At 73.1% G+C, this 11,261-nt stretch carries 12 protein-coding genes; 3 read left to right on the top strand and 9 right to left on the bottom strand.

Annotated elements, in window-relative coordinates; translation table 11 throughout:
- Positions 1–264 precede the first annotated feature (264 nt).
- The 3 genes from ACFZBX_RS25475 to ACFZBX_RS25465 form a co-directional block, all read right to left on the bottom strand.
- Positions 265–1,074: a DUF3710 domain-containing protein gene (locus tag ACFZBX_RS25475; protein ID WP_380762360.1), complete on the bottom strand. Its 810-nt coding sequence runs from the start codon at positions 1,072–1,074 to the stop codon at positions 265–267.
- A gap of 63 nt (positions 1,075–1,137) precedes the next feature.
- Positions 1,138–1,605: a dUTP diphosphatase gene (dut, locus tag ACFZBX_RS25470; protein WP_391536099.1), complete on the bottom strand. Its 468-nt coding sequence runs from the start codon at positions 1,603–1,605 to the stop codon at positions 1,138–1,140.
- On the bottom strand, positions 1,602–2,213 hold the full coding sequence (locus tag ACFZBX_RS25465; RefSeq protein ID WP_391536098.1) for a PaaI family thioesterase: 612 nt from the start codon (positions 2,211–2,213) through the stop codon (positions 1,602–1,604). Before ACFZBX_RS25465 ends, dut begins: the two co-directional genes overlap by 4 nt.
- Positions 2,214–2,298: 85 nt before the next feature.
- On the opposite strand from ACFZBX_RS25465, the gene ACFZBX_RS25460 reads away from it, so the two are divergent.
- Positions 2,299–2,748: a DUF3093 domain-containing protein gene (locus ACFZBX_RS25460; protein WP_391536097.1), complete on the top strand. Its 450-nt coding sequence runs from the start codon at positions 2,299–2,301 to the stop codon at positions 2,746–2,748.
- 210 nt (positions 2,749–2,958) lie between these two features.
- Here the strand turns inward: ACFZBX_RS25460 and ACFZBX_RS25455 are convergent, their stop codons facing one another.
- The 4 genes from ACFZBX_RS25455 to ACFZBX_RS25440 all read right to left on the bottom strand — a co-directional run bounded on the left by ACFZBX_RS25455 (position 2,959) and on the right by ACFZBX_RS25440 (position 7,072).
- On the bottom strand, positions 2,959–3,258 hold the full coding sequence (locus ACFZBX_RS25455) for a DUF4193 domain-containing protein (protein ID WP_327681335.1): 300 nt from the start codon (positions 3,256–3,258) through the stop codon (positions 2,959–2,961).
- A gap of 454 nt (positions 3,259–3,712) precedes the next feature.
- Positions 3,713–4,693 (bottom strand): acyl-ACP desaturase, encoded by a 981-nt coding sequence (locus tag ACFZBX_RS25450; protein ID WP_391536096.1) that lies wholly within the window; start codon positions 4,691–4,693, stop codon positions 3,713–3,715.
- Positions 4,694–5,013: 320 nt separating this feature from the next.
- On the bottom strand, positions 5,014–6,324 hold the full coding sequence (locus ACFZBX_RS25445) for a sensor histidine kinase (RefSeq protein ID WP_391536095.1): 1,311 nt from the start codon (positions 6,322–6,324) through the stop codon (positions 5,014–5,016).
- A gap of 94 nt (positions 6,325–6,418) precedes the next feature.
- Positions 6,419–7,072: a response regulator transcription factor gene (locus ACFZBX_RS25440; protein ID WP_148642660.1), complete on the bottom strand. Its 654-nt coding sequence runs from the start codon at positions 7,070–7,072 to the stop codon at positions 6,419–6,421.
- Positions 7,073–7,525: 453 nt separating this feature from the next.
- On the opposite strand from ACFZBX_RS25440, the gene ACFZBX_RS25435 reads away from it, so the two are divergent.
- Complete coding sequence (locus ACFZBX_RS25435; RefSeq protein ID WP_030301315.1) at positions 7,526–7,711, top strand: hypothetical protein; 186 nt, start codon at positions 7,526–7,528, stop codon at positions 7,709–7,711.
- A gap of 161 nt (positions 7,712–7,872) precedes the next feature.
- On the opposite strand, the gene ACFZBX_RS25430 is transcribed toward ACFZBX_RS25435, so the two are convergent.
- The gene (locus ACFZBX_RS25430; protein WP_391536108.1) at positions 7,873–8,676 is read right to left on the bottom strand and encodes an inositol monophosphatase family protein; all 804 of its coding nucleotides are present in this window, start codon (positions 8,674–8,676) and stop codon (positions 7,873–7,875) included.
- 43 nt (positions 8,677–8,719) lie between these two features.
- A complete protein-coding gene (locus tag ACFZBX_RS25425; protein ID WP_391536094.1) occupies positions 8,720–9,862 on the bottom strand; it encodes a ferrochelatase in 1,143 nt (380 codons plus the stop codon).
- Between the two features lie 129 nt (positions 9,863–9,991).
- Between ACFZBX_RS25425 and ACFZBX_RS25420 the strand changes: the two genes are divergently transcribed.
- On the top strand, positions 9,992–11,248 hold the full coding sequence (locus ACFZBX_RS25420) for an MFS transporter (RefSeq protein ID WP_391536093.1): 1,257 nt from the start codon (positions 9,992–9,994) through the stop codon (positions 11,246–11,248).
- The last annotated feature ends 13 nt before the right edge of the window (positions 11,249–11,261 follow it).

Raw genomic sequence — 11,261 nt, 5'->3', positions numbered from 1 at the left:
TGGCACGCTGTTGAGTTCTCAAGGAACGGACGCTTCCTTCAGGCGGCTTTCACACCGGCCCTCCGGGCGCTTCGTTCTTTCGTGTTTCCAGCTTATCAGACGTTTTCTGCTCCGTTTTCCGGAGTTTCATTCCCCGACTTCGCTTTCCGCTTGTCTCCGCTCTCTCGCGGCGACTCCGGAACTGTACGGGGACGGGGCCGCCACATGCAAATCGTCCCCGCCCGGGGTGCGGGCGGGGACGATCGGCGGGGTCGAACGGGGTGCTCAGCGGACCTCGGTGATCTCCGGGCCGCGGGCGAACGGGTCGAGCGCGGCGCCGCCGAAGCGGTTCTCGCCCTCGCCGGCGGCCGCGACGGCGCCGCCACCGTCGGCGACCATCTGCGCGTCCTCGGGAAGCTTCAGCACGATCGGGTCGCGGGGCGCCATCGGGGTCTCACCGCGGACGACGACGGTCTGCCGGAAGACCTGCTCCAGGATCCCGCCCATCTCGGGCTGGACGGCGGCCTGGCCGGAGATCACGCCGCGGAGGAACCAGCGCGGGCCGTCGCAGCCGACGAACCGGACCAGCTGCACGCCCTGCGTGCCGTCCGGCAGCTGCACCGGGACCTGGGCGCGGAGGTGCCAGCCCAGCGGGCCCTCCTCCTCCTCGACGATGCCGCCCTGCGAGGTGATGCCGGTGGCGATCTCCTCGCGGACCTCGCCCCAGATGCCCTCCGACTTGGGAGCGGCGAAGGCCTGCAGCTGGATGGCACTGTTGCCGAGGACCAGGGTGGCGGCCACGATCGCGTCGCCGGCCACCTCCACCCGGAGCTCCATGCCCTCGACACCGGGGACCAGCAGACCACCGAGGTCCACGCGGCCCTCCTCCGGGTTCTCCAGCTCGGAGTGGTCCCACGGACCGTCCGGACGCGGGGCCGGCGGCAGGCCGACCCGGTCCGCCGGGTCCAGCTCGGTCACGTTCTCGCTCTCGGCGGAACCTTCGACGTCATCGGCCGTCTCGTCGGCGCTGATGGCGTCGTCGGCGAGCTGCTCGACAGCGTCCTCGCTCTTCTGGCGACGACGGAACACGGTCACTGTCCTTCCCGGTCCAAGACCGATGCGAATACCTGCTCGGCTTCCTGCGAGGCCGCGGGCAGCCTAGACCGCAGCGTGGCCGCCGGTCGACCCGAACCCGCCCTCGGCGCGTGCCGACCCCGGCAGCTCCTCCACCTCGTGGAAGCGGGCCTTCTCGACCTGCTGGATCACCAGCTGGGCGATCCGGTCCCCTCGGCGGAAGCTGACGCCCTCGCGCGGGTCCAGATTGACGACGATCACCTTGATCTCTCCACGGTACCCGGCATCGACCGTCCCTGGGGCGTTCACCAGAGCAACTCCGCAACGAGCTGCCAGTCCCGAACGGGGGTGGACGAACGCGGCGTGGCCGTCGGGCAACGCGATGGCGATGCCGGTGGGCAGCACGGCCCGCTCGCCGGGGGCCAGCTCGGCGTCGACGGTGGTCCGCAGGTCGGCGCCCGCGTCGCCGGGCTGCGCGTACGCGGGCAGCGGCAGCTCGGGGTCGATCCGCCGGATCAGGACGTCCAGGGGCTCGCGGGGGGTGGTGCTCAAGGGTTCACCTCAAAGGCTCGGGCGCGCTTCATCAGGTCGGGGTCGTCGAGGACCTTCTCGATGTCCTCGGGACGACCGTGCTTGGTGAAGTGTTCCAGCTTCACCTGGATGAAGAGCGCCCGCGCGCGCACCGCGACCGGCCCGTCGGGGCCGCCGATCCGGGCCTCGGCCTCGCTGTAGACCTTCCGGCCGAGCACCCCGGTGACCCGGGCGCTCAGGTGCAGGGTGGTGCCGACCGGCACCGGGGAGAGGAAGTCGGTCTCCAGCCGGCCGGTGACGGCGGGCACGTGCAGGAGCCAGTTGAGCGTGCCCAGGGTCTCGTCCATGGCGGTGGTCAGCAGGCCGCCGTGGGCCAGGCCAGGGCCGCCCTGGTGCTCCGGGCGGACGGTGAGCTCGGCGGTGACGTCCAGGCCCTCGCCGGCCACCGCGTCGATCCGCAGGCCGCCGGGGTGCTGCGGGCCGCAGCCGAAGCAGTGCTCGTAGTGGGAGCCGAGCCGGGTCCCGGGGGCGGGGGCCTCGGGGGCGCGCGGCGGGAGGACGGCCTCCGGCGGCGGCGTGGTGGGGGTCGTGGGGGCGGCGGGCGCGGTGGGGGCTGTCGAACCGGTCACGGCGCCCTACCCTACCGACCGGTAGCCACGTCCGGGACGGGGGTTGCGTCCGGGCGCCGGCGTCATGGCGCCCACAATGGAGGGCATGTACGACGAACGCCTCACCGTGCCGCGCTCCTGGTGGCTGTTCCCGGTCGTGATCGGCCTCACCCTCGCGCTGATCCTGCTGCGCCTCAGCGCGGTGGGCGCGCTGGTCGGGCTGGTGGTCGGCATCGCCGCCGGCGCCGCCGCGATCAGCAGTTACGGCTCGGCCCGGATCCGGGTGGTCCAGGGCTCGCTGGTGGCCGGACCGGCCAGGATCCCGGTGGACGCCCTCGGCGCCGCGCAGGCGCTCGGCCCGGCGGACGCCGCCGCCTGGCGCGGCCCGAAGGCCGACCCGCGGGCCTTCATGCTGCTGCGCAGCTACGTGCCGACCGCGCTGCGGGTCGAGGTGAGCGACCCGGCGGACCCGACGCCGTACCTCTATCTCTCGACCCGCTCGCCGATGAAGCTGGCGGAGGCCCTGGACGAGGCCCGCCGCAGCGCCCGCGCCTGAGGGCGGCCGACCGAAAAGGAGAGGGACGGTACCGCCTCGGCGGTACCGTCCCTTCGCGTCTCTGGAAACGCTTTCCATCCGACCGTATGACTGGTGCGTCCGTCGTGACGGACGCCGGAGCTGCCGTCCGGCCCCGCTGCCCGGGGCCGGAAGGGGCGTCGCACCGGTCTCGCGGACATCGCGAAACCCGAGTCATGACCGCCCTGGTCCTCAGGCGCCGCAGTCCCGGCAGATCGGGTTGCCGTTCTTCTCGCTGTACAGCTGGCTGCGGTGGTGGACCAGGAAGCAGCTCATGCAGGTGAACTCGTCGGCCTGCCGCGGCAGCACCCGGACGGAGAGCTCCTCGTTCGAGAGGTCCGCGCCGGGAAGCTCCATGCCTTCGGCGGCCTCGAACTCGTCGACGTCGACCGAGCTGCCGCCCTTGTCGTTCCTGCGGGCCTTGAGCTCCTCGATGCTGTCCTCGTTGAGCTCATCATCGGTCTTGCGTGGGGTGTCGTAGTCGGTAGCCATTTTTCGCTCTCCCCCTCCGGGTTGTGCGGTGTGTGCGGTATCTCCAGCGCACGTAACGCATGGGGGGTCGGTCTTGTGCCCGACCCGAGGCGGAGATTTTGCCTTACTTCAAGCCCCGTTACTCAATCGACACTCAGCCAGGGGTCCGTTGGGGTGATCCACTCGGGCGTTCGGGGCCTCACGCAGGGCCATCGCCGCGACGCGTGAACGCCCGAATAGTGGACACGCTCCGTGAGCGAAGGTCCTTGACGCGCTCGCCAATTCCCTTGCCCACCAGGGCCGGGAGCCAATCCTCCGATCTGCCCCCGATCGCCGGCCCACTCACGGACGGCGATCGGGGCCGCCGAAGGCATGATCACTCTCCGGCGTCACGCAACCCCTCGGAGCGACACAGTGTGAGCTTGGTCACGTTAGCCGCCGGGCCGGGCAAACCGTGGAAAATCCGCCCAAGCCACTACGCCTGCCGCCGGGCCGCGCGGCGGGCCAGCAGCGCCGCCTGGCGCTCGTCGAACTTGGTCGCCTGGGAGTCCAGCCCCTCCAGGAAGACGCCGAGCTCCTGCTGGGCCTGCGCGCCGTCCGGGCCGAGGCCGGCCAGGTCCATGATCTTGAGGTGGCGCAGCACCGGCTGCAGCACGTCGTCGTGGTGGATGCGCAGGTTGTAGACCCCGCCGAGGGCGATCTGGGCGGCGGCCCGCTCGAAGCCGGGGATGCCGTGGCCGGGCATCCGGAAGTTGGTCACCACGTCGGCGACGGCGCGCATGGCCTGGTCCGGGGCGATCTCCAGGGCGGCCTTCAGCAGGTTCCGGTAGAAGACCATGTGCAGGTTCTCGTCGTTGGCGATCTTCGCCAGGAGCTGGTCCGCGAGCGGGCAGCCGGCGAAGTGGCCGGTGTTGCGGTGCGCGATGCGGGTGGCGAGCTCCTGGAAGGCCACGTAGGCGACCGACTGCAGCATGCTGTGCGCGTTGTCGGACTCGAAACCGTCCGACATGTGGGCCATCCGGGCCCGCTCCAGCTCGTTCGGGTCGACGGCCCGGGTGGTGAGCAGGTAGTCGCGGATGGCTATGCCGTGGCGGCCCTCCTCCGCCGTCCAGCGGTGGACCCACTCGCCCCAGGCGCCCTCGCGGCCGAACATGGTCGCGATCTCGTGGTGGTAGCTGGGGAGGTTGTCCTCGGTGAGCAGGTTGACCACGAGCGAGACCCGGCCGAGCGGGGTCACCTTGGACTGCCCGAGCTCCCAGGCCTCGCCGCCCAGGACGCCGTCGAAGTCACGGCCCTGGCTCCACGGGACGAACTCGTGCGGCATCCACTCCTTGGCGACCTTGAGGTGCCGGTCGAGCTCCTTCTCGACGACCTCCTCCAGGGCCAGGATCAGCCGCGTGTCGGTCCAGGCGCTCGAACCGAGCGAGGTGCTGCGCTGCGCGGGGGCGATGGTCACGGTCTGGCTCCTGGGGGACGGGCACGCGCGGGACGGGCGCGTTGGACGGGTACGCCGGAGTCCGTTCGGACGGCACTTACGGTCGCGTAGGTTACGACACCGTAAGTTGCCCGGGCAGGAAATGACAAGCCGCCCCCGCCAGGCCTTATGTCGTCTTGACGGGCCTGGCGGGGGCGGCTGGGAATGGTCGGCGCACGGACCGGGCTCACCCGGACGGCGCAGCGGCCCCGTCACGGGCCCGAGAAGGGCCGTGACGGGGCCGCGGAGGCCCGGGGAGCACCTGCCCGGAGGGGCAGGGCGCCCGGCGTGTCAGGGGGCTCTCACCCGCCCGGGATGCGCACGCGCATGGTGAGGCCGCCGCCGGCGCGCGGGGTGGCCTCGATGGTGCCGTTGTGCGCGCGGACCACGGAGCGGACGATCGACAGGCCGAGGCCGACCCCCTTGTCGCTGCGGGTCCGGTCGGCGCCCTTGACCCGGCGGAACGGCTCGAAGATGTGCTCCAGCTCGTAGCCGGGCACCACCGGGCCGGTGTTGGAGACCACCAGTTCGCCGCCGCCGGGCACCGGGGCGGTGGTGATCTCGACCCAGCCGTCCGGGCTGTTGTAGCGCACGGCGTTCTGCAGCAGGTTGAGGGCGATCCGCTCCAGCAGGACGCCGTTGCCGGAGACCGTCGCGGGGTGCAGCGAGGCGCGCAGGTCGACCTCCCGCTTGGCGGCCTCCGCCCTGGTCTGCTCCAGGGCCCTGGTGGCCACCTCGGAGAGCTCCAGCGGGCGGCGGTCGGTCAGCTCGTTGTCGCTGCGGGCGAGCAGCAGCAGGCCCTCGACCAGCTGCTCGCTGCGTTCGTTGGTGGCCAGCAGGGTCTTGCCGAGCTGCTGGAGGTCGGGTGAGACGTGCGGGTCGGAGAGCTGCACCTCCAGCAGGGTGCGGTTGATCGCCAGCGGGGTGCGCAGCTCGTGCGAGGCGTTGGCGACGAAGCGGCGCTGGGAGTCGAAGGAGCGGTCGAGGCGCTCCAGCATCTCGTCGAAGGTGTCGGCCAGTTCCTTGAGCTCGTCGTCCGGGCCGTCCAGCTCGATCCGCCGGTGCAGGTCGGAGGAGGCCACCTCGCGGGCCGTGCGGGTGATCCGGCCGAGCGGGCGCAGCACCCGGCCGGCCATCGCGTAGCCGGCCGCGAAGGCGATCACGGCGAGGCAGACCAGCATGGTGAGCGACTTGCGCAGCAGCGTGTTGAGCGCGCTGTCCGCCTTTATGGTGTGGGCGTCGGCGAGGTACTGGTTGAACCCCTCGGTGCTCATCCAGACGCCGTTCACCCGGGCGCCGGAGGGCCCGAAGTCGAAGGGCGGCGGCTGGACGTCGCGCAGGGCCTGGCGGACGAAGACGTACATCAGCAGCAGCAGCACCACGCCGGCCATCAGGAACATCCCGCCGTAGAGCAGGGTGAGCCGGATCCGGATGGTGGGCCGGAACGGCAGCCAGGCGAGCATGCCGTCGCCGGGCACGTAGGTGTCGTGCGAGGAGTGCAGGCGGGGGGCGCGCGGCGGGTGGGCCGGCTTGGGCGGTACGGGCCGGTTGGGCACGGCGCGCCCGCCGGTGGGCGCGCCGGAGGGCCCGCCGGCCGGGGGCGGGGTGGTCATGATGGTCCTCTCGGGGCGTCCGCCGGAGGCGGGCGCGGGGTGGGGGCGGCCGGGATCCGGGAGTGCGGGGTCCGGTCGGAGCCGCGCGGTCCGGTCAGATCCGGTAGCCGGAACCCGGGACGGTGACGATCACCGGCGGGTCGCCGAGCTTGCGGCGCAGCGTCATCACGGTGACGCGCACGACGTTGGTGAACGGGTCGGTGTGCTCGTCCCAGGCCTTCTCCAGCAGCTGCTCGGCGGAGACGACGGCTCCGCCGGCCCGCATCAGCACCTCCAGGACGGCGAACTCCTTGGGGGCGAGCTGGACCGGACGGCCGTCGCGGATGACCTCGCGGCGGCCGGGGTCGAGCGAGATGCCGGCCCGCTCCAGGACGGGGGGCAGCGGGACGGTGGCGCGGCGGCCCAGGGCGCGGACCCGGGCGACGAGTTCGCTGAAGGCGAACGGCTTCGGAAGGTAGTCGTCGGCGCCGATCTCCAGGCCCTCGACCCGGTCGCTGATGTCGCCGGAGGCGGTCAGCATGATCACCCGGGTGGCCAGGCCCTGGTCGACCACACTGCGGCAGACGTCGTCACCGTGGACCAGCGGCAGGTCGCGGTCGAGCACGACCACGTCGTAGTCGTTGACCGCGATGCGCTGGAGCGCGGCCTCCCCGTCGTAGACCACGTCGACCGCCATCGCCTCGCGGCGCAGACCGGTGGCCACTGCCTCGGCGAGCAGCTGCTCGTCCTCGACGACGAGAACCCGCACGGTGGTAGTCCCTTCTTCAGGCCGGCCCCGGAAGCGGACGCGCGGCTCCGACGCTGCCTCCATCCTGCCTGGTCCGGCGGTAAGGCAGCGATAAGCTGCCCCGCGGGCACGGCCGCCCTCCGGCGGGTGCCGGGCGCGCGGCGGCGGTTCGTGGCGCAAGCAGTCCGGTTGGACTGTGACGCGGGCAACTTTCTTCCGCCGGGAGGTTTCCCCGCCCCGGGGGTGGGGAGGACAGGTGCACACCCGCGATCCGGTTCTGAGCCGATCGCACCCACCCGCCGTGCGTTCATCCGCGCCGGCCCTGGGGCTGGGGCGTCACCGGGAGCGGCCGAGGGCCGTCTCCGCGCCCGTCCGGAGATCTTCACCGCCCGGACCGGACGCTTCCGCTGGCTACCGTCACCCCGGGGCGGGGGGCGCACGACCGTGCACGTCCGACACAGTAAGGGGGCCCGTATGGACGCCTTCACCGCCGGAATCCTGCAGCGCATCGCCAATGCCGAGCAGGACCTGCACCGCGCGATCGAGGCCGGGGACGAGTTCCTCGCCGAGGTGGAACAGTCCGAGCTGGACGATCTGCGCCGTCTCGCCGCCGAGCACGGCGTGGACACGGTGCTGGAGCGCCACCGCACCGCCGCCTGATCCCAGCCCGACCCGTCGCCGGATGTCCGGCACCAGCGGCCCTGCGGGGGCCGTGCGAGAAACCAGGCCCTGGCATCCCCCGTATGTCAGGGCTCTTCGTCGCCCCGGAGGGCCCGTCCTCCCGACCGCTCGGCGGCGGGAAGGACGGGCCCTTCGCGTGCTCAGTCCGCCCAGGCGTTCAGGGCGGCCAGCCGTTCCTGGAGCGGCTCGTAGACGCCGGGGGCGGCGGCCACGGTCAGCTCGCCGTCCGCGTCCCGCCCGGGGCGGCCGCCGACCAGGGCACCGGCCTCGGCCGCGATCAGGCAGCCGGCCGCCCGGTCCCAGGGGGCCAGCCCGCGCTCGTAGTAGCCGTCCAGCCGGCCGGCGGCGACGTCGCAGAGGTCCACCGCGGCGGCGCCGCCCCGCCGGATGTCGCGCACCTCGGACATCAGCCCGAGCACCACCTCGGCCTGCCGGACCCGCACCTCGCGGACGTAGGCGAAGCCGGTGCCGATCAGCGCCTGACCCCACGGCGGGGCGGGGCGGGTGGCGAGCGGGCGGCCGTCGCGCCGGGCGCCGCGGCCGCGCACGGCGTGGAACAGCTCACCGCGCGCCGGGGCGTACACGACGCCGACCACCGCGCGCCCGTCCAGCTCGGCGGCCACGCTGACCGCCCAGGACGGCAGTCCGTAGAGGTAGTTCACGGTGCCGTCGAGCGGGTCGACGACCCAGCGCACCCCGCTGGTGCCGGGGCGCTCGGCGCCCTCCTCGCCCAGGTAGCCGTCCTGGGGGCGGCGGGCGGTGATCAGTTCCAGGACGAGCTTCTCGGAGGCCAGGTCCATCTCGGTCACCACGTCGACCGGGCTGCTCTTGGTGCCGGCGACGCCGAGGTCGGCGGGCCGGCCCTCCAGCAGCAGGGTGCCGGCCCGGCGGGCGGCGTCCAGGGCGACGTCGAGCAGTTCGTCGAGCAGGGCGGGATCGGGCACGGCGGGGCTGGACACGGGGTTCTCCTCGGGAGGCGGAACGGGGTCAGCGCTCGGCGGCGGCCGGGCGGGGGGCGCGCGGGTTGGGGCAGCAGGCCACGGCGCAGACGTCGTGGCCGGGGCCGAGCGTGCCGAGGGCGCAGCGGGTCACCGGCTCGCCGCGCTCGGCGGCGGCCCGCTCCAGGACGAGTTCGCGGACGGCGGCGGTGAACCGGGGGTCGGCGCCGACGGTGGCGGCCCGGGCGACCGGCAGGCCGAGCTCGGCGGCCCTGGCCGTCGCCTCGGTGTCCAGGTCGTACCTGACCTCCATGTGGTCGGAGACGAAGCCGATCGGGACCATCACCACGGCGGGGGCGCCGTCGGCGTGCTGCGCCTCCAGGTGGTCGCAGATGTCGGGCTCCAGCCAGGGGATGTGCGGGGCGCCGCTGCGGCTCTGGTAGACCAGCTCCCAGGGGCGGTCGGCGACGCCGGTGCGCTCGGCGACGGCGGCGGCGACCAGCCGGGCCACGTCCAGGTGCTGGGCGACGTAGGCGCCGCCGGGGCGGCCGCGGGCCGGGTCGTCGGGGGCGCCGGAGGTCTCGGCCATGCTGTCCGGGATGGAGTGGGTGGTGAACGCCAGCCGGGCGCCGTCCCTGCTCCCCTCGGGCAGCCGGCCCAGGGCGGCCACGGTGGCGTCGATCATCGGCTCGACGAAGCCGGGGTGGTTGTGGAAGTGCCGCAGCTTGTCGACCCTCAGCTCCGGCAGGCCCTCGGCGGCCAGCGCGGCCAGCGCGTCGGCGAGGTTCTCCCGGTACTGGCGGCAGCCGGAGTAGCCGGCGTAGGCGCTGGTGGCCAGGACGGCGATCCGGCGGTGCCCGTCGGCGGCGATCTCACGCAGGGTGTCGACCAGGTAGGGCGCCCAGTTCCGGTTGCCCCAGTACACCGGCAGGTCGAGGCCGTGCCCGGCGAAGTCCTCGCGCAGCGCGGCCAGCAGTTCGCGGTTCTGGCCGTTGATCGGGCTGACGCCGCCGAACAGGAAGTAGTGCTTGCCGACCTCCTGGAGCCGCTCCTTCGGGATGCCCCGGCCGCGGGTGACGTTCTCCAGGAACGGGACGACGTCCTCGGGGGCCTCGGGCCCGCCGAAGGAGAGCAGCAGCAGGGCGTCGTACGGAGCGGCGCCGGTGACGGTTGTGTTGCGCGCGTCGGACATGGCACCGATCCTGCCACTGTGAACAGGGGGGCCTGTGCCGGGGCCGCACCCGGTGCCCGGAAAAATACCGTTTGCCAAGGTTCGTAAGCTGTCTTTGCCAGCGACGTTCCTTACCCCTGCGGAGCCCTTGTGCTGTCCAGCTACCGCCAGATCTTCGCCTCCCCCGGCAGTCTGGCCTTCTCGTCCACCGGGTTCATATCCCGGCTGCCGATCTCCATGACGGGGATCGGCATCGTCACGATGCTCTCCGAGCTGCGCGGATCGTTCGGCGTGGCCGGCCTGGTCTCGGCGACGATGGCGGTGTCCGCCGCGATCCTGGGGCCCCAGGTGTCCCGGCTGGTGGACCGGCACGGGCAGCGCCGGATCATCCTGCCGGCCACCGCGCTCACCGTGGTCGCCGCGATCGGCCTGCTGCTGGCCGCCCGCTTCGAGGCGCCGGTCTGGACACTGTTCGTGTTCGCCGCCGGGATGGGCGTGATGCCGAGCACCGGCGCGATGGTGCGGGCCCGCTGGGCGCACCTGTACCGGGACCAGGGACCGAAGCTGCACACCGCCTACTCCTTCGAGGCGGTGGTCGACGAGGTCTGCTTCATCGTCGGCCCGATCCTCTCGGTGACGCTGGCCACCGCGGTCTTCCCGGAGGCGGGCGTGCTGCTCGCCGGCGTCTTCCTGGCGGTGGGCGTGGCGCTGTTCGCCGCCCAGCGCTCCACCGAGCCGCCGGTCCATCCGGCCGCCCGGCAGATCGGCAGCCCGGTGATCCTCAACCGGGGCCTCCAGGTGCTGATCCTGACCTTCGTCTCCACCGGCGCGATCTTCGGCTCGGTCGAGGTGGTCACCGTCGCCTTCGCCAAGGCGCAGGAGCACGGCGCCACCTCCGGCCCGATCCTGGCGCTCTGGGCGCTCGGCTCCTGCGTGGCCGGCGTGGTCTACGGCGCCCGCAAGCCGGCCGGGTCGATGGCCGTGCGCTTCCTCGTCGGCGTGGTGCTGATGGCCGTCAGCATGGTGCCGCTGCTGCTGCTCGCCGAGTCGGTGAACGGGGTCGGCGGCCTGGTGGCGGTCGGCGGCGCGCTGCTGATCGCGGGCATCGCCATCTCCCCCACGCTGATCACCGCGATGGCCCTGGTCGAGCGGCTGGTGCCGGCCGCCCAGCTGACCGAGGGCATGACCTGGACGACCACCGGCCTGGCGCTGGGCGTCGCGGTCGGCTCCTCGGCCGGCGGCTGGGTGGTCGACGCCGGCGGCGCGGCGGCGGGCTACTGGGTGCCGCTGGCCGCCGGGGTCTTCGGCGTGCTGGTCGCCTGCGCCGGGCTCGGCCGGCTGCGCGCCGGGGTGGCCGCCGAGAAGAGTGCGCTGCCCGCGGCCGAAACCGTGGACCTCGAACGGTGACCTGACCTACCCT

The organism is Kitasatospora sp. NPDC008115 (assembly GCF_042957205.1).
Taxonomy (GTDB): Bacteria; Actinomycetota; Actinomycetes; order Streptomycetales; family Streptomycetaceae; genus Kitasatospora.
The sequence above is the reverse complement of the archived record's forward strand: the minus strand, read 5'-3'. Positions and strand labels throughout refer to the sequence as shown.